Origin of the sequence: Nitrospira sp. SG-bin1 (assembly GCA_002083365.1) — a bacterium.
Lineage (GTDB): Bacteria > Nitrospirota > Nitrospiria > Nitrospirales > Nitrospiraceae > Nitrospira_D.
This window is the reverse complement of sequence record LVWS01000033.1, coordinates 438711-455759: the sequence shown is the minus strand read 5'-3', so window position 1 is coordinate 455759 and position 17049 is coordinate 438711. Positions and strand designations below refer to the sequence as shown.

General features: G+C 56.6%; 17 protein-coding genes and 1 tRNA gene. 8 read left to right on the top strand and 10 right to left on the bottom strand.

What is annotated here, in order from left to right; translation table 11 throughout:
• Positions 1-101 precede the first annotated feature (101 nt).
• On the bottom strand, positions 102-1577 hold the full coding sequence (locus A4E19_06635) for a hypothetical protein (protein OQW33020.1): 1476 nt from the start codon (positions 1575-1577) through the stop codon (positions 102-104).
• Between the two features lie 216 nt (positions 1578-1793).
• Between A4E19_06635 and A4E19_06630 the strand changes: the two genes are divergently transcribed.
• Positions 1794-3083: a hypothetical protein gene (locus A4E19_06630; protein OQW33019.1), complete on the top strand. Its 1290-nt coding sequence runs from the start codon at positions 1794-1796 to the stop codon at positions 3081-3083.
• Between the two features lie 37 nt (positions 3084-3120).
• Here the strand turns inward: A4E19_06630 and A4E19_06625 are convergent, their stop codons facing one another.
• Complete coding sequence (locus A4E19_06625) at positions 3121-3945, bottom strand: hypothetical protein (GenBank protein OQW33018.1); 825 nt, start codon at positions 3943-3945, stop codon at positions 3121-3123.
• Between the two features lie 221 nt (positions 3946-4166).
• Here A4E19_06625 and A4E19_06620 point away from each other — a divergent pair, with 221 nt between their 5' ends.
• Entirely contained in the window at positions 4167-5699 is a 1533-nt protein-coding gene (locus A4E19_06620) for a hypothetical protein (protein OQW33017.1), read from the top strand.
• 346 nt (positions 5700-6045) lie between these two features.
• Positions 6046-6300, top strand: coding sequence for a hypothetical protein (locus A4E19_06615; protein ID OQW33016.1), 255 nt, complete (start codon positions 6046-6048; stop codon positions 6298-6300).
• 53 nt (positions 6301-6353) lie between these two features.
• Here A4E19_06615 and A4E19_06610 read toward each other — a convergent pair whose 3' ends face one another.
• On the bottom strand, positions 6354-6632 hold the full coding sequence (locus A4E19_06610; protein ID OQW33015.1) for a hypothetical protein: 279 nt from the start codon (positions 6630-6632) through the stop codon (positions 6354-6356).
• Between the two features lie 352 nt (positions 6633-6984).
• On the opposite strand from A4E19_06610, the gene A4E19_06605 reads away from it, so the two are divergent.
• The gene (locus A4E19_06605) at positions 6985-7635 is read left to right on the top strand and encodes a hypothetical protein (protein ID OQW33014.1); all 651 of its coding nucleotides are present in this window, start codon (positions 6985-6987) and stop codon (positions 7633-7635) included.
• 19 nt (positions 7636-7654) lie between these two features.
• Here A4E19_06605 and A4E19_06600 read toward each other — a convergent pair whose 3' ends face one another.
• The gene (locus tag A4E19_06600; protein ID OQW33013.1) at positions 7655-7891 is read right to left on the bottom strand and encodes a hypothetical protein; all 237 of its coding nucleotides are present in this window, start codon (positions 7889-7891) and stop codon (positions 7655-7657) included.
• A 74-nt stretch (positions 7892-7965) separates the two neighbouring features.
• On the opposite strand from A4E19_06600, the gene A4E19_06595 reads away from it, so the two are divergent.
• Both A4E19_06595 and A4E19_06590 read left to right on the top strand, forming a co-directional pair.
• On the top strand, positions 7966-8724 hold the full coding sequence (locus A4E19_06595; protein ID OQW33012.1) for a hypothetical protein: 759 nt from the start codon (positions 7966-7968) through the stop codon (positions 8722-8724).
• A gap of 130 nt (positions 8725-8854) precedes the next feature.
• Positions 8855-9295, top strand: a complete 441-nt coding sequence (locus A4E19_06590) for a hypothetical protein (GenBank protein ID OQW33011.1) — start codon at positions 8855-8857, stop codon at positions 9293-9295.
• Positions 9296-10138: 843 nt separating this feature from the next.
• Here the strand turns inward: A4E19_06590 and A4E19_06585 are convergent.
• Both A4E19_06585 and A4E19_06580 read right to left on the bottom strand, forming a co-directional pair.
• Positions 10139-10215: transfer RNA gene (locus tag A4E19_06585), tRNA-His, on the bottom strand.
• A gap of 64 nt (positions 10216-10279) precedes the next feature.
• The gene (locus A4E19_06580; GenBank protein ID OQW33010.1) at positions 10280-10993 is read right to left on the bottom strand and encodes an orotidine 5'-phosphate decarboxylase; all 714 of its coding nucleotides are present in this window, start codon (positions 10991-10993) and stop codon (positions 10280-10282) included.
• A gap of 83 nt (positions 10994-11076) precedes the next feature.
• On the opposite strand from A4E19_06580, the gene A4E19_06575 reads away from it, so the two are divergent.
• On the top strand, positions 11077-11355 hold the full coding sequence (locus A4E19_06575) for a hypothetical protein (protein ID OQW33009.1): 279 nt from the start codon (positions 11077-11079) through the stop codon (positions 11353-11355).
• Here the strand turns inward: A4E19_06575 and A4E19_06570 are convergent.
• From A4E19_06570 to A4E19_06560, 3 genes are read right to left on the bottom strand one after another with little or no spacing between them, the layout of a single operon-like run.
• Entirely contained in the window at positions 11327-12418 is a 1092-nt protein-coding gene (locus A4E19_06570; protein OQW33008.1) for a hypothetical protein, read from the bottom strand. The genes A4E19_06575 and A4E19_06570 overlap by 29 nt on opposite strands.
• A 38-nt stretch (positions 12419-12456) precedes the next feature.
• Positions 12457-13107 carry a hypothetical protein gene (locus A4E19_06565; protein ID OQW33007.1) on the bottom strand — a complete coding sequence of 217 codons (651 nt, stop codon included), beginning with the start codon at positions 13105-13107 and terminating at the stop codon, positions 12457-12459.
• Positions 13108-13116: 9 nt separating this feature from the next.
• On the bottom strand, positions 13117-15552 hold the full coding sequence (locus A4E19_06560) for a leucine--tRNA ligase (GenBank protein OQW33006.1): 2436 nt from the start codon (positions 15550-15552) through the stop codon (positions 13117-13119).
• Between the two features lie 150 nt (positions 15553-15702).
• Between A4E19_06560 and A4E19_06555 the strand changes: the two genes are divergently transcribed.
• Positions 15703-16275: a hypothetical protein gene (locus A4E19_06555; protein OQW33005.1), complete on the top strand. Its 573-nt coding sequence runs from the start codon at positions 15703-15705 to the stop codon at positions 16273-16275.
• Here A4E19_06555 and A4E19_06550 read toward each other — a convergent pair.
• A complete protein-coding gene (locus tag A4E19_06550; protein ID OQW33004.1) occupies positions 16272-16970 on the bottom strand; it encodes a hypothetical protein in 699 nt (232 codons plus the stop codon). The two genes, A4E19_06555 and A4E19_06550, sit on opposite strands and share 4 nt — an antisense overlap.
• Positions 16971-17049: the final 79 nt, after the last annotated feature.

Genomic DNA, 17049 nt, shown 5'->3' with positions numbered 1-17049 from the left:
CGAGGGCAACCGCACACGAGTCATAAGGAAACACACACCATGGAGGATGGGAGCGAATCACTGAGGCCCACCAGTAGTGGCAATCGGGTAGTTTGAAACGTTCACCGGAGGGTGTTGCGCAGTACCCAGGCACGAAGGGAACGCAGATGAGCCGACCCTCCTTCAACATATAATAGTGACTCGAGGCTGGTTGGAGAAGCCAGCACCACATCCGTGATGACGGCACGCCCGTCACCGGAAAAGACCTCCACGGAAGATCGATCGAGCAGCACGGTCAGTCTGACAAGTCCTGTCGGATCGAGTCCGAGTGAAGTCTCGTGGCGAGCGGGAAAGCTCTGGTTCAGCAAAGAAAATCCTGAGCGTGAGCGATCGACGAAGAGGGTCCCTTGCACGGCATCGTATCCGACTTTGGTCTGTTCCGCCGACCCCCGTCTGACAACGAGTCCTATTTCACGTGCAGTGCCCGGCGCGAACGTCATATCTATTTCGAGGGCGTCGCCGACCAGTTCATCCAGTGGGATACCGGGAGCTTCCATCATGCGATCGGCAAGATCCACTTTCGGAGCTGCCTCCCGCAGATTTTGAAGCTCGATGACGGGACGTTGCGTCAGGAGATACCCACTCTCCTCGGTCCGAATCAATCCTACCTCGCGGGGTACCGTCATCGCTCCGCGCCAGGAACCCGTCGGCAATAGCCTGGCGTACGCCCAGTTATTCATCCAGGCGAGCCAGATGTGACGACGGTCCGTCGTTGGCAAATTCGAAAAGGACTGCGCCGCATAAAAATCAGCCCCGAAATCAACCCACTGGGCCGATGTCAAGGGTGTAAAATGACGACCATCAAAATCGCCGACTAGATACCTGGAGCCCGACCCACCGTACCGCCCGCCGGGGTTATTGTCGATCTTCAGCACCCACCGGGACACGCCCGGTTCATTGGAGACCGGCAATTCGAACATGTCCGGACATTCCAAGAGGTCGCTACCCAACAGCCGGTTCGGACCGATCGTGGACAAATGAGACCAGGCGGTCAGATTCACGGAGCTGTACAGCATCACTCGGTCGCCTGCCGCGAGAACCATGATCCACCGTTCGGTCGCCTTGTGAAAAAACACTTTCGGGTCACGGAAATCGATCAGACCGGGATTAGGGAGGACCGGATTAGATGAATATTGCGTGAACGTACGCGCTCTGTCATGGCTGACCGCGACACTCTGGACCTGAGCCTGGCCATGGTGAGTAAAAACCGCCAGGACACATTCGGCCGTCTTATAACCACAGAGGCCGCTGACTCGTTCGCCATCGACTACCGCGCTGCCAGAGAACGGCATCCCAAGCACCGGATCCGGCACCAGCGCCGCGGGAAGATCGCTCCAATGGATAAGATCAGCGCTGACGGCATGGCCCCAATGAATGGAACCCCAGGCGAGCTGGTTCGGATTATGTTGGTAGAAAAGGTGATATTCTCCGTCCACATAAACGAGACCGTTGGGATCGTTCATCCAGTTCGCTGGCGGCGTGAAGTGATACGCTGGACGCGCCTTGAATTCCACTGACGCATGATCAGACACCGCCATCGAGTCGGACGATGGGCTGGACGAGCTACATCCCGAAAAAACGGCGAACAGTGAGACGGCGATAAGGATTGCCGATCGGCTTGTCAAGGGATTCGTCCCAAGGACTTGAAAACCATGACATTGTGCAATAGTTGTAAGGAAGCCGCAGCAGTCTACATATCGCGGGAGAGAAAGTAAACGGGGTACGACGTCGACCCCCAATATGAAGGACCGGTGATGACCGACGACATGGGAAATGTGGCCATCGTGGGAGCCGGTGCGGCCGGATTGACAGCGGCGATCGTTGCGGCGGAAACTTCTGCCAAAGACGGACTTTCGGGACGCGTTTTCCTGCTTGATGGGGCCAAGCACATAGGGGCCAAGATTCTGGTCTCAGGCGGCGGGCGTTGCAATGTCACGCATGAGATCGTCACTGCAAAGGATTTTTTTGGGAATCGACATATCATCCGCAACATTCTGGCGTCATTTCCGGTCGAACGGACGATTGCTTGGTTTACGTCGTTAGGCGTCGATCTCAAGCGCGAACATACGGGCAAACTATTTCCCACCACCGACGATGCACGGACGGTCCTCGATGCGCTACTCACTCGCGCACGGCATGCAGGCGTCATCGTCCGTTCCGGCCATCGTGTGACCGAGATCGCGAGGGCGGACGCAGGATTTTTACTGCAACACGGCCATGGCACAACGCGCGCGTCTCGAGTCATTCTCGCCACCGGTGGTCGATCGTTACCAAAAACGGGAAGCGATGGATTCGGCTATCAGTTGGCTCGCGCATTCGGTCATCGCGTGGCTCCGACCTCTCCGGCCTTAGTCCCCCTGATCTTGGCCCCTTCCTTTTTTCATGCCGCCCTTTCGGGGCTGTCTCATGGCGTGGAGCTGAGCACCGTGGTGGAGGGCCGAGAAGTCGATCGACGGACCGGGAGCCTGCTTTGGACCCATTTTGGCATCAGCGGCCCTGTAGTCATGGACGCCAGCCGTTTTTGGACCATGGCAACAAATCAAAGCAAGCCGGTTGAACTGTACGGCAACTTCGTTCCAGGCAAGACATTAGATGAATTGAAGGAGTGGATCATCGCCCGAGCCGCTGAGCATCCGAGGCGTTCATTGCTACGGACACTGTCGACACTGGTTCCGGATCGACTTATCGAATCTCTCTGCCGCCATTGTTCATGCGACCCTCAGGAACCGATGGCTCAGGTCTCGCGTCGTGACCGAGAGCGATTACAGATCGCTTTGACGAGGTTCCGATTTCCTATTGAGCGTGACCGCGGATGGAACTTTGCCGAGGTTACAGCCGGCGGGGTGCCATTAGAGGAAATCAATTATCGCACCATGGAGTCGAAGCTCGTTTCAGGACTCTATTTGATCGGAGAGCTGCTTGATTGCGACGGTCGCATCGGAGGGTTCAATTTTCAGTGGGCTTGGACGACGGGCAGGTTGGCTGGTCAGTCAGCGGCGCGGGGCCTTGTGGCGGCAGGAAGTTTACCTCCCAGGGCAGGGTAGATCGTTCCCTTTCGGTGAGGATTCTCCTGACTCGAAATCACCACACACCCGCCTCTGCTTCCGAGCAGGCTTTGGATCGAGGAAGGACTCGATACGATACGCCTGGTTCTTTCACATCCGGCTCATGGGGAGCCACCATCGTCACCTGGAGCTTTTCATCGCCGAAGCCTTCCTCGCTGGTCCGCAACACGCCCTCGCGGTTCAGCATCTTGACTGCATTCGTGCGTGAGACGATCGGAGGGTACTGCCTGAATTGATCCGCCGAGACATACGGAACTTGGATAGTGACAGGACGGCGTTTGACATAGATAAAGTCGCGCAGGTTGTCGTCAATGGGAGTTTTCAAGCTGACTACCACTGAGCTCTCCGCCGGAATGGCCGCGATTGAAATGACATAAAGGGGCCTCACGTCGGGCGGTGCTTCCTTGTTGCCTGTAGCGATCAAACTCGGGGCGGTCAACAGCTGCGTCGTTTGATTGATCGCGGGAGATCTGACACCGACCCGGAGATTCGTGATGTCGCGATCGGATACGTTCTCGAGCAGCAACTTGATCAACACCCAGGCCTGCGGATCGGGCGACCGGACTCGACCGCTCGGGACGGATCGTTCCTCACGACGGATACTGCAGTCGGACACCAGATTGCGTCGCTCGAAGAAATAGAGCGTATTCATTCCCTGCGACTGAACTCCCCGCTCATACGTGTAGAAGGACACTCCGACGTGAATCAGCGTGGGTCTGAACCAGGCCACGATGGTAGGGAGAACAAGCGGCACAAATGCGGCAAAGAGGCCGACAATAACGATCTTGTTGAAGACCGTTTGCCCCCAAAACCAGGTCCAGCACTTTTTCAACCACCCCATGGAAACCTCACAAGAGTTTTACCACCTGGCACATTCCAAAACATAGGTCTTTGCAGACCACATTTCCTCATACAGGACAACTTGTCCGGCCTGGAATGGGTTGAGCTGGATTTCAACGGAAACCGCAGAGAGAACTATGCGGAGATATGAGTGATTGGGATGCTATTGCATCGGTACATGGCTTGCACCAATTTTAGGGCATCCTACTCTAGGAGGTGTGTATGAGATACGCCATTATGCTCCTCTATGCATCAGTTCTCACAGTTGTGGGGTGCAGTCATACCATTCCACCTGCTGCGACAAAACCTCAGCCACCGCCTCAACTGGGAAGCCTCTCTCCGACGATCCCGCCGGTTTCCGCTGGCGTGAAACAGGCTCAGGCTCCTGATTCATCCCTCCCTGTCACTGTCACAGCGGACCTCTCTCCATTGGTACGCCTCATTCAAGCGACGCTTCCTGAACGCTTCACGGAAGAGGATCATCCGCTCGGATACGACTACACGTGGCGCTTTTTGCGAGAGGGCGAACCACAGGTACAAGTCCAGGACGGGATCGTGAAATACCGCGCGACCTATAGAGGCGCAATTGAGTCGCCCGCTGCACGCGCCTGCCGGCTCGATCCGCTCTATCCGGTGATCGAAGGAACCGGACGGCTCTCTTTCAAAGAACACGAGCAAGGATTACTGGTCACACTGGTCGATCCGAGGACGACGATCGACTTGAAGCCTGAAAGCGACAGCAGCTGCAACATGTTTAATATCCCCGTGAAAGATCAGCTCGCCGAAATACTGAATCGAGAGACTATCACTCAGCGAATCAGCCAATCCGTCGATCGAGCCGCCTACATGATCCCGCTGAATCTCGTATGGGAACGACTGCAACAGCCGATTCTAGTCGGTCAAGCCAACACCCAATTTTGCCTCTATGGTCAGGCTCGAGAGTTCATCGTCGGTTCCATGAAAGGCCCTGCACAACAGACCACGCTCACGGGTGCGGCCAAACAAACACCCGTCGCGCTGTACCAGGCTCCTTGCCCACAAGCCAACGACTCTCATCCGATGAAAATTCACATGGATCGATCCGTCGTCGCCGCACAGGAAGGGCAGCCTTACAGAATTTTGCTCACCGTTCCCGTGCCCTACAACCTACTCAGTCAGCAATTGCAGCAGCGATTGTTTCATCAAGAGATCAAGCTGCCCACCATGCTCGGGGATAACCTTTTGATCGAGCAAGTCACGAGCTCCAACGCGAATGGTCAAACGCTCCTGACAGTCAACACCAGCGGAAGCGTGAACGGCACGATGTACTATTGGGGTGCGCCTCGGCTTGAACGAGATGGCAATGTCATCTCAATTTCGGATCTTCAGATGGCTGCCGAGACCAAGACGGAGCTGGACAAGGTAAAACCCGGCTATTGGCAGATGGTGGATCAGGAATTGAAGGCGCGCCTGCGGGAAACAGCCACCATCGACCTATCACAACAGTTGGGTAACGTAAAGCAGGCGCTCAGTGGACGGCACAAAAATGGATGGCTGGAGCTCGATCTCTTTATGGCTCGTCAGCAACCGGCTCAAGTCATATCGACTCAGAATGCTCTGGTGGCCGATGTCGTTCTGGAAGGCACCGCTAGTGCTTCCGGGCAATTGCCTATCGAGCAACGAATGCACGTGTCCCCCACGTTGGGAAATCAGCCACCCCAAGCTACGCGCGTCCCCGACGAGGAACGTTTGGAGAAAGTATCGGAAGTGCCGTAGGAAACTACCTCTTTATCGGCGGCTCCCAGGCCTCGCGGCCTGAAGCCGCCGATGTTCACCTAAACGAATTCCAGCAATTTCCAAGTCCTGAGTTGGCGTAGATCCCTGGCACATCGAATGATCCTTTTCGTACCATCCAAACTCTCAATGGCATGGAGGACTACATATCATCGGAATCATTCATATACGTCCAAACCGACGTGGATCGACGATAGCCAGTTGATCATGGTGCCTTCCTCGTCTCCCCAGTCATCTGAACCAGGGTCGCGAAGGGAGCAGTCGCGTATCGATCTCGCGGGATACCGATAAACCACATATTGACCATTGCCACTTGCCGCGCCATGCTATGCTAAATCGCCGGGTCAGGCTCTATGCAGGCTCTATGGAAGAGATGAATGACGATAGATCCCAGGAGATGTTTCGGCGGATCTCGATCCGCTGGAAGATAATGCTGGTTCTAGGAACAATCCTGATAGCTCTGGGGCTTTTCGTCGATTGGCCGCCACAGGAAGCGGATCTTCCGGACACCGCTTCATTCCTGGTCATCTTGGGCGGGCTCCTCGGTTCTGCAGGACTCCTGGCCGTACTTCGACGGGCATAGGCACGTATCAGCGGAGAAGCATGCGCATCTGCAGATACCGGAGGCGGGCCTTCTTAACGACCTCCCATCTGAAGCTGAACCGCGCTTACGCCATAGGGGCTGAAGAATGCCAGCACCTTGTCGCCTACCTTGAACTGGGCTCCCAGCTGAGTCTGTTGCGTGAGGTTCAAAATGTGGAGTTGTCCTTTATCGTCACGAATGACCATCGTGCCGGGAATCCCGGCTGTCATCGTGACCACTTCGCCTTGAACGGGAGGGAGTGCCGGTGCGGGATTTGGGAGACTGACTCCGACTAGGACCAAGAACATGAGCCAGCCCCTTGCTCTCATCATAATCCGAGACACAACATATTTCCTTTCTCTCAGAAAATGCGGCCGATCGATTACTCCCTGAACATTATGATGATTGGTCATTTTAACAGCTGTCTGACGAATTTGGCACAAGACACTGTAACGAGAAGCATGTGAAAGTTGACCGTTAAGATGCCAAGACGACTCTGATATGACTCGGACCTTGTCCTATCGTGCCTCCCGAATACTGCCTTCGTCCAATCTACGTGGAACAGGTTAGAACGCTCAACGCTTACCCTCCTTTCGAGGTAGATATTTCGAGGAAGGCGTTCCGCTACTCTCCCCGATACGCTTGATTCATCAGCCTGATGGGCAACAAGCGGAAGGAGTTACCATGCTGAATAGGACGTATCCCATGCGGCGCCATAGTCGTTTTCCGGTCAGCTGGCCCATGTTGTATGGGAATGATGCATTTCTTGCAGAAGGGACCGTCTTAGATCTGACTGCTCTCGGTTGGCGAGTTGCGGGGACCATGCCGGTGGTAGCCGGCATGCAAGTGAATCTGCAAGTATCTGTCCCCGAGCGGTCCGCGCCGCTGCGTATCCATCGAGCGACCGTGCTATGGGTGAACGATCACGAATTTGCGATCGAAGCCCACGAGATGGCTTCGATTGATCAGGTCTGGGTCACCCAGTTCCTCAAGCAAAAACTGGGGCTCATGTGGATGTCGCGAACCACTGACCAGGCGACACCTATCCTGACCAAGCCCGAGACACCCAGGGGTGAAACCACTGTTCCACAACCGTTCACTCCTTCCATGAAAGACATCCTGCACCGGTTCAGTGCGATTGACCTCGCTTCGACTGATCTATCGATTGACGTGCGATGGAATAGTGAGACAGAGCCTCAGGAGGACCAGCCTCATCCTCTTGACCACCATGTGCCCGATAGAGTCTTACGCCAGGCACACCACATTGTTCGAAGTATGGTCGCGATCAAAACTCTTCGTGCCCGAACCGGGCGAAATCCGATTCCGGACAATTAGTCCAACGCGAACAAAGCCGCTACCCACTATCGCTCAGTCCAGGACATCGGCTTGATGAGCTTCGAGCGCCTGTAGGCATTGCTGGAGTCTTTTCCTTGGGAATGTCTGGGTTCAACGGTTCCTGAGCGGGCTCCGGTACATCAACCGACTTTCGCCTTTCCCACGTGGCATACTTGTAAAACTCCACATAGGCGTCCAATATTCTGATCAGCATAGCTTCGGTCCCAGCATCGAACCGATCGACGGTGAGGTTCATGACTGCGTGATGCAGCGAGGCCTTCGAGCTCATTGATCTGCGATTTCAAAGCATATGCCTGGAACAATCCAGCCATGATCACCTCCACCTTCTGCCTACTCCCAGGAATAGGACGTACCACGGAACGACGGCTATGGCGGGAAGGGATTACCACCTGGTCCGATTTCCTCAGCGTTTCGTCCGTTCGAGGGATCAGCGCCTGCCGGAAGCTCCTCTATGACCAAGGTATCTCTGAAGCTCAGATACGGTACACACAAAACAATGCCCGGTACTTTGGCCTGGCCCTGCCTCGCCAGGAGCAATGGCGGCTCTATGAATGGCTTCGTGAGCGGGTGGTGTATCTCGATATCGAAACGGATTCGATCGGACAGATCACCATCGTAGGATGCTACGGTCATGGTCGGTTCACGTCATTCGTCCGTGGTGAGTCGCTGGATGCGCGGCACCTTGCGGGCGAATTATCCCAGTACGATCTCCTGGTGACGTTTTGCGGGACGACATTTGATGTGCCCATGTTGCTCGCGCAATACCCCAGTCTCCCCCTAGACCAGCCCCATATTGATCTATGCTTCGTGGGCCGGCAGCTTGGGTATCTAGGCGGACTTAAAGCGATTGAAGCGCAGTTGGACATTACTCGGGCGACACACTTGCAAGGCTTGAATGGGCATGATGCCGTGTTGTTGTGGAATCGCTGGCGGCGCAGCCATGATGAGAATGCCCGAGAACGGCTGCTCGACTACAATGAAGCGGATTGCGTGAATTTGGAGCGCCTGGCGGATATCTTCTACTGCGAGATGGTCCATAAATTAGAGTTCAATTCGTCCGTTCTATAACTCCTCCTGCTCTATTCACGCTCTATTCACATCCAAGCCAGGGCATTGGCTAGTCCCGTTATAGTGATTGCCATGATAAGCTTCAAAATGAATGAATCCTCCGCTGCAGGATCAACACTGGAGGGGCAGCATGAAACACGCCACTGCTCTTTTCATTCCGATCTTATTGATAGGCATGGTCTCCTGCGGTCCGACCACCGACACCATTGTAGTCCCATTCGAACTGACCAGTGACTTTACGTCCAGTACGTCACCTGGCAACAGCGCTCTCACCGGTCCTGCGAAGGCTCGTCAGCGACTAGAACGATTCATGACCTATGCCTATGACAGTGTGAGCAGCGATATTGCGAAGGGTCATGGTGAATATCTGATCTCGCTAACGGTCCTGGCAGGGGTTCCGACCGACGCGCAGGCCGACTTTCGGGCGGAAATGCAGAGCCGGTATGCCGCAATATACGATCCAACCTTATCGCGACAGGAGATCGCTAGGCTGGTTGTGAACCGCGCGTGGTCCGCCGGCTACGGAAGAACAGTGGATAGTCAAAACCCTTTCGAGGCGAGTGGTTCATAAACTGAGTCAATGACGTCGAGCAGATCGATTCTCACGGTACTCGGGTTCTGTCCGATTCTCTCATCCGCTCAAAAACCTGCCGTCATCAGGGCAAACACCACCGCCGCCAGCACCACGAGTCCAACCGCAATCAAGACGATAAGAGGATTGTCGCCTAACATGCCGGGCATGGGCTTCCTCCCCGCTTTGGATGTGTAGTCCACCATAGCCCTTATCGCTGCGGACTGTCCAGCACGACAAGAGTAGACTCGATGTAAGCCTCAAGACCGACCCCATGCAGGCTCTGGGGAAGGAATAAACCTAATGGAGGTAGATAATCCTTTTCCGACCTGGCTTGTCGTCAGAAGGGCTCAAGGAGGGTCTCCGTTGATCCTTGTGATGGAGTTTCCTACAATAGCCGCCGCCAATAGCCGCCGCTACGTCAGGCAGGCCACACGGAAGAGCGCGGGGTCCTTGGAAGGCTGAACGATGACCGGTTGTCCCTGACAGGGGGAACCGCATTATGCTGTTCCGAACGAAATACTTTGAGCTGGAGATTGCCAACTTCTTTTTCCTTCGGGTGCCACTCCTTGGCTCACTGTATGTCGGCCCTAACTCCGGATACGGTTACTTTGTGCGCAATAGCTCCAGAGAGAGTCACGCGGAACGTCGAGCGTACATCGACAGAACCAGAAAAACGTTGCGGGCACAGCGCCGATAGATTCTCTCACTTTATTCGCATGCGTAGTCTCGATGAGAACACAGCATGCCCTCGGCTCCATGCACCTCGGCAGGTCGGCCCTTCAAGCGGCGCCGTCGGCCGCATTTGAGTTGAACATCGGCGCAGGAGGCTTTGAAGGCTGGTGGGGTGGATGACGGGTTTTGAACCCGCGACCTCCGGATCCACAATCCGGCGCTCTAACCAACTGAGCTACATCCACCACGACTGATTCGGGGAAAGATCGATATTAGCAAAGGGTTGATCGCACTGGCAACCGACTTTCCTTAACCGCGCTTATCAAAGGCGGTTTGCATTTCCGAGAGAATGGCGGCCACCGTTGCCGCAGGGTCTGCCGCGTCACGAATCGGTCGGCCGATGACAAGATAGTCCGCGCCGGACGCGATGGTCTGAGTCGGAGTGGTGGCCCTGGCATGATCATCGACTCCCTTGCCGGCAGGGCGAACTCCCGGGGTGACGATCGCGAATTGCGAACCGATTTTCTGCCGGATGGCCGCCGCTTCTTCGCCGGACGCCACCACCCCATCACAGCCCACTTCCGAGGCCAGCGACGCTCGGGCGGTGACGAGGTCTTGAACCGTCCGCTGAATTCCCATTTCCCGCAGATCGTTGCCGTCGAAGTTCGTCAAGACCGTCACGGCCAACAGCTTGAGTGCCGAACCCTCTCGGCCTTGCACGGCGGCCATGAGGGCCTTGCGATTGGCATGAACGGTCAAAAATTCCACCCCCATCGCGGCGACCCGACTTGTAGCCCGACGGACCGTCTCCTCGATATCGAGAAACTTGAGATCGAGAAAGACCCGCATCCCCCGCTCCACGATCCGCCTGACCATCTCCGGACCCGCCGCGGTATAGAGTTCAAGGCCCACCTTCACGAAAGAGAGATGTCCTTGGAGTCTATCCAAGAGCCGATCGGCTTCCGCCGCTGACGGCACATCCAACGCAAAAATAAGTCGATCACGTGCCGAAATGTTCTCCATACCTGACTCCCTCTGCAGACCGATCCTTGACGATCGGCGGCATCCTATGATAGAAGCCTATCTCTTTTCTACAGGAGTATTCGATGCCTCGGATTCACAAATCAACCATTCGACGGGCCCGTCAAGCTGACCGGCGACATGAACGGAATCGAGCCGCCATCAATGCGGTGAGAACGCTCATCAAGAAGGTTCAATCCGCCGTAGCGGAAAAGAAAGGCGACGAGGCCAAGGCGAGCTTGTTGGAAGCGACCTCTGCGATCGGGAAAGCTGTTTCGAAAGGCGTCCTTCATCGCAATACCGCCTCCCGGCGCATTTCACGTTTGGTTCTTCGTGTCAATGGCCTGTCCGGGTCCGGCTCTTAATCGTTCGCACGTTCGACACGACCCGCGTAGGGACTCGCTTCGGTGAGACGGATGGCCGGAGTGGCTGGTCCGCTCGCCGGTTCGCGGTGCCCTCGCAGAGTTTCAGCAACAGATTCTCCAGTATCAATCTTGGACGACTCCCGCTTCCGCCCTTGAGCCTCCCGTCGGTATCCCAAAACAGACGTAGGGCCGTTTGAAGATGCGACGGGGAAAACCGATCGAGAAAGGAACGGACCTTCCACGGTTCCATCCGTAAACTTCTGGCCGCCTCCCCTTCACGGCCGCCATTGGCCAGCAGTTCTTTCACCTTCCAGAGACGACGATATTGCCACGCCAGAGAACCGAGGATCCGAAGCGGAGCCTCTCCCGCTTCCAGGTTGCGAGCCAAGATCGACAGCGCTCTTCCCCGGTGACCCTCCGCGATCGCAAGGGTCAAATCGAACACCGACGCGCCGGGCTCCATGCCACGTAGCAGGTGAACGTCGTCTCCGGTCACCGCACGATCGGGTGGGACGTACGAGGCCAGTTTCTCCAATTCTCGCCGTAACCCATACAGTGACGCGCCGCATGACTCCTGCAGCACCTGGGACGCCGCATCTTCCAGGCGAAGCCCGACCCGCTCTGCTTCACGGCTAATCCAAGGCGGCACCTGCGCCTCCCGGAGAGGTGAACAATCGACCAAGATCGCTTTTCGGGCCAGAGCCTGGGAAAATTTTAGCCGGCCGTCCAGCTTCGGACTCGCAAAGACCAGCGTCGTGGATTCCACCGGATTGTTCACGCAGTCGAGGAGGACCTCGCTTTCCCGAGCGGTGAGTTTTTCCGCCGCCTTCACCACGACCAAGCGGCGCTCGGCAAAGACCGGCACGGCCGCCACACTGTTCCAAATATCGGTTCCACTCACTTCATCTCCATAGAACAGTTCGTAATTGAATTCATCCCCATCCCCGCCAAGAACCGCGTGTTTGATGGCAGCGAGGGCAGAATCCCGTAGAAGGTCTTCTTCCCCGACGAGGAGATAGAGCGACCCCGGCGCCTGCTGTCGTAACACCGACTCCAGCTGCATAGGACTTATCGTGGATGCCATTGGACCCGCCTTCGAAGCTAGCGAGACATGGGAGCAGGAGCGGCAGACGCTTGTTTCGTCAGCGCTCCCGTTTCGAGCTGCAACAGAAAACGTGCCGCCAAATCGGCCGCCACGAAGCGACCCGCCTGCTCGATCGCACGATTCTGCAATGCGCGATTAAACTGGAGATCGGGCGTAATGAAGAACTCCGACGCTCCTTTGACGACTTGACTCCAGACCACATTGCGTGAGCGGGCGTCCTCAACGCGAACCATGACGACCACCTCGGTTCGACTTTCCAACGTGGCCGTCGGGGAAAAGCTGAGCGTCGGTACGATCACGGAGAGGATTTGCCCGGTCAAGACCAGATCCGCCATTGCCGACTCAGGCACGACCTGCGCTCCGCTGCCGGCGGAAAATTCTTCGCGGATATAGTTGGTGTATCGTGCTTCCAGATTCGGCTCAAAACTACCGTTGATCAACGGCCGAATGACAAGGCGTGGCGGCGGTCCTTGAGAAGACGCGGCCACGGCCCCTCCGATAGTCGGACCGGCGCCCTCCACCCGAAACTGGTACCCACAGGCGGCAAGCGTCGAGCCGATGATTGCTGAGACGAGAGTGCTGAGAACAAAAAAGAACGGCCCTCTTCCCTCTTGATTCCTGCTGGCTGTGGACTCAGCACTCAGCACTCAACACTCCTAGATGACAAAGTTGAGCAACTTCTTTTCGACGTAGATCACTTTCTTCGGCTCTTTGCCTTGGAGCCACTCGGCCGCCTCGGTGCGAGCCAGCCGCTCGATCTCCTCGCGCGATGTGTCGACGGCGACATCGAGTTTGGCTCTGAGCTTGCCGTTGACCTGAATGGGAATGGTCATGCGTTCATTCACCGTCAGTGCCGGATCGAAGATGGGCCAGGACTGTTGCGACACGCTGGGCTGGTGCCCCAACACACCCCAGAGCTCCTCGGCTAGATGCGGGGCAAACGGCGCAAGCAACAAGACGAACGGCTCGATCACAGTCCGTGGCCGTTCCTGAGCCTTCGTCATCTCATTGGTGAAAATCATCATCTGTGAGATGGCCGTATTGAATCGGAGGGCTTCGATGTCCTCCGTCACCTTTTTGATCGTGTGATGGAGCAGACGCTGATGATCGACGCTCGGTGCCGTCGACACGATAGCCTTCGACGGTCGGCCCTGCTCATCGACGATCAACCGCCAGACTCGTTCCAAAAACCGGGTCACACCTTCCACCCCCCTGGTGCTCCACGGTTTCATCGCCTCGAGCGGTCCCATGAACATTTCATAGAGCCGGACCGCATCCGCGCCGAACTGATCGATCATCTCATCCGGATTGACCACGTTGCCGCGTGACTTCGACATCTTTTGATTGTCTTCACCCAAAACGATGCCCTGGTGCACCAATTTCCGGAACGGTTCCGGCGTGCTTGCCACGCCGATATCGAACAAGACCTTATGCCAGAACCGGGCATACAGGAGATGCAGGACGGCATGCTCGCTGCCTCCGATGTACAGGTCCACCGGCATCCAATAGCGTTCTTTCGCCGGATCGACGAGCCGGATCGTGTTCTGGGGGTCGATGAATCTCAGGTAGTACCAGCAAGAGCCGGCCCACTGCGGCATGGTGTTGGTTTCGCGCCGAGCCGGTTTGCCGGTGGCGGGATCGGTCGTCGTCAGCCAGGAATCCAGGTTGGCCAATGGACTTTCCCCGGTCCCGGACGGTGTAAAGTTGTTGGTCTCCGGCAACACGAGCGGCAATTGCTCCTCGGGAAGCGGACGTCCTTCTCCATCCACCCACACGATGGGGAACGGTTCGCCCCAATACCGCTGCCGGGCAAAGAGCCAGTCACGCAGCTTATAGTTGACCGCCCTGGTTCCCTTCCCTTGCTTCGCCAGCCATTCGGTGATTTTTGGAATCGCTTCAGACGGCATGAGACCGTTGATCGAAAAACTGCCGTCCCTGGTCACTGAGTTCACGACCTTGCCGCGCTCCGTGTCGGTAAAGGCGGCTTCTCGCACATTCCCCCCGGCGATCACCTCACGAATAGGCAGCTGGTATTGGCGCGCGAACGCCCAATCACGTTCATCATGCGCCGGCACGGCCATGATCGCGCCGGTTCCGTAACTCATCAGCACATAATCGGCGATCCAAATCGGCAACCGTTCGTCGTTGACCGGATTGACGGCGTAGCCGCCGGTGAAGACGCCGGTCTTTTCTTTGTCGAGCTCTTGTCGTTGCAGATCGCTCTTTCGTGCTGCGGCTTCGCGATAGGTCCTGACGGCCTCTTTCTGCCCCTCGCTCGTGACCACATCGACGAGCGGATGTTCCGGCGCCAAGACCATATAGGTCGCGCCGAACAGCGTGTCCGGTCTGGTCGTAAACACCCGAATCACGCCGTTTCGATCGGCCAAGGCAAAATCGACCTCGGCCCCGATCGAACGACCGATCCAATTTTTCTGCATCTCCAACGTGCTGGCGGGCCAGTCGACCAGCTTCAAGTCTTCGAGCAAGCGATCGGCATAGGCGGTGATCTTCAGCACCCATTGCCGCATCGGCTTACGGACCACGTCGAAACCGCCGACTTCGCTCTTGCCGTCGACGATTTCCTCATTCGCCAACACCGTGCCGAGCGCCGGACACCAGTTCACCGGAACTTCCGCCACGTAGGCCAGCCCGCGCTCAAAGAGCCGGAGGAAGATCCATTGCGTCCAGCGGTAGTACTCCGGGTCCGTGGTGCTGAGTTCTCGTTCCCAGTCATACGAGAGCCCGACCCGTTTCATCTGGCGCTTGAAGGTGGCGATATTTTCCGCCGTCGTTTTCGCCGGATGAATGCCGGTTTTCACGGCATACTGTTCGGCTGGCAGGCCGAAGGCGTCCCAGCCCATGGGATGCAGCACGTTGAAGCCGCGCATCCGTTTATAGCGAGAGACAATATCGGTCGCGGAGTACCCTTCCAGATGGCCGACGTGGAGTCCGGATCCGGAGGGATAGGGGAACATGTCGAGGCAGTAGAACTTCGGCTTGCCGGAATCTTCCGTGACGCGAAATGTCCGGTGTTCATCCCAGTACTGTTGCCATTTCGCCTCGATTGCCTGGTGATCGTATCCTTTGCTCATGGTCAATTAGCCGCCAAAAGGACTGAGGACTCTAACATAGCCCTTCTGGGGTCACAAGTTGCGACGTCGACCGGCCGGATCTCTTGTTATACTACCCGCGCGATGGGATTCTACTGCGAACATATCTTCCCCCGCCTCATGGAGTGGGTGATGGCGGGAGAAGAATTTCGTCGTTTGCGTAGGGGCCTACTCGCTTCAGCTCATGGTGAAGTTCTTGAACTCGGGATAGGGACCGGGCTGAATCTGCCGCACTATCCGGAAACCGTCACAGAACTCCACGCGATTGACCCTGCCCAGCTCCTCCCAAAAACAATCTCAGCACGCAGCGCCCGCCTCTCGTTTCCTGTTAGAATTCAACGGGACTCCGCCGAGACTTTACCCTATGCCGATCGACGGTTTGATTATGTCATCAGCACCTGGACACTCTGCACGATTCCCGATCCAGTGCTGGCATTGCAAGAAGTCGGGCGTGTCCTCAAGCCGGGAGGGAAGTTTCTCTTCCTGGAACATGGCCGGAGCGATGATCGAAAGGTTGCTGCCTGGCAGGATCGGCTGAATCCTATTCAGAATGTGATCGGCTGCGGCTGTAACCTGAACCGACAAATCGACCGGCTGATTGCTCAGGCCGGGCTCCAGATCGCCCACCTCGATCGCTTCACCATGACGGCTGTGCCCAGACTGGGTGGTGAAATGTATAGAGGCACCGCCACCGGACCTAGTTAATCTCGTAACTGACCGTTCAACAGCGGCGCAAATCCCGAGATGGAGACAAACTGAGACAGCGGAGCCGGCGGCAATTGCGAACTCGACTTGGCGCTATGAACCAGGTAGGCCACGCCGAACTCCTTCGCGGCCATCAGACATCCTTCATCGTCATCCATGAACAGGGACCGTTTCGGGTCGAAGCCGAGAAGCCGCCGGCAGTTCGGCCAATACTCCGGTCGCATCTTGAGATAGCCGACTTCAAAGGCGTCCACAATCCTATTCACATACCGATCCAGACCGGTCTTGGCGACCTTGACCGACACACCCGTCGAATGGGCGTTCGTCACGATCGTCACGCGCTTCCCAAGCTGTCGGAGATGGCGCAAGAACTCCTCGGCGCCGGGGAGAAAACCGATCATGTGGTCGAGTTCCTTGTGCATCGCCACCACGTCGATGCCGACCCGCTTGGTCCAGTAATCCAGGTCCGTCCACGCGAGTTCCCCTTCGACGGATCGGTACATGGCCATCAAGCGATCGCGGGCCGTTTCAAACGAAAGAACGTGCAGTACCGCATATCGACGCGGCAGCTCCTCCTCGAAAAAGAAATTATCGAAATGGCGGTCGAGCAACGTGCCGTCCATATCGAGCAGCACATCGTCGATCTGGGTCCAGTCCGGGAAGTGCCGAGAACCGAGGACTGAGGACTGCGTCATGGGCAAAAGTATATCGGAGGGCGAACGGGAAGGCGAGACGGTTGTCTTTGAGAAAAACCCTATGTTACGGTCCGATACG

Bases quoted from the DNA above. Each gene is read 5' to 3' on its own strand.
- A4E19_06555 (OQW33005.1), top strand. From the start codon at position 15,703: ATGGCGGGAGAAGAATTTCGTCGTTTGCGTAGGGGCCTACTCGCTTCA.
- A4E19_06605 (OQW33014.1), top strand. From the start codon at position 6,985: ATGCTGAATAGGACGTATCCCATGCGGCGCCATAGTCGTTTTCCGGTC.
- A4E19_06610 (OQW33015.1), bottom strand. From the start codon at position 6,632: ATGATGAGAGCAAGGGGCTGGCTCATGTTCTTGGTCCTAGTCGGAGTC.
- A4E19_06620 (OQW33017.1), top strand. From the start codon at position 4,167: ATGAGATACGCCATTATGCTCCTCTATGCATCAGTTCTCACAGTTGTG.
- A4E19_06630 (OQW33019.1), top strand. From the start codon at position 1,794: ATGACCGACGACATGGGAAATGTGGCCATCGTGGGAGCCGGTGCGGCC.
- A4E19_06600 (OQW33013.1), bottom strand. From the start codon at position 7,891: ATGAACCTCACCGTCGATCGGTTCGATGCTGGGACCGAAGCTATGCTG.
- A4E19_06625 (OQW33018.1), bottom strand. From the start codon at position 3,945: ATGGGGTGGTTGAAAAAGTGCTGGACCTGGTTTTGGGGGCAAACGGTC.
- A4E19_06550 (OQW33004.1), bottom strand. From the start codon at position 16,970: ATGACGCAGTCCTCAGTCCTCGGTTCTCGGCACTTCCCGGACTGGACC.
- A4E19_06575 (OQW33009.1), top strand. From the start codon at position 11,077: ATGCCTCGGATTCACAAATCAACCATTCGACGGGCCCGTCAAGCTGAC.
- A4E19_06635 (OQW33020.1), bottom strand. From the start codon at position 1,577: ATGGCGGTGTCTGATCATGCGTCAGTGGAATTCAAGGCGCGTCCAGCG.
- A4E19_06580 (OQW33010.1), bottom strand. From the start codon at position 10,993: ATGGAGAACATTTCGGCACGTGATCGACTTATTTTTGCGTTGGATGTG.
- A4E19_06590 (OQW33011.1), top strand. From the start codon at position 8,855: ATGAAACACGCCACTGCTCTTTTCATTCCGATCTTATTGATAGGCATG.
- A4E19_06615 (OQW33016.1), top strand. From the start codon at position 6,046: ATGCTAAATCGCCGGGTCAGGCTCTATGCAGGCTCTATGGAAGAGATG.
- A4E19_06570 (OQW33008.1), bottom strand. From the start codon at position 12,418: ATGCAGCTGGAGTCGGTGTTACGACAGCAGGCGCCGGGGTCGCTCTAT.
- A4E19_06595 (OQW33012.1), top strand. From the start codon at position 7,966: ATGATCACCTCCACCTTCTGCCTACTCCCAGGAATAGGACGTACCACG.
- A4E19_06560 (OQW33006.1), bottom strand. From the start codon at position 15,552: ATGAGCAAAGGATACGATCACCAGGCAATCGAGGCGAAATGGCAACAG.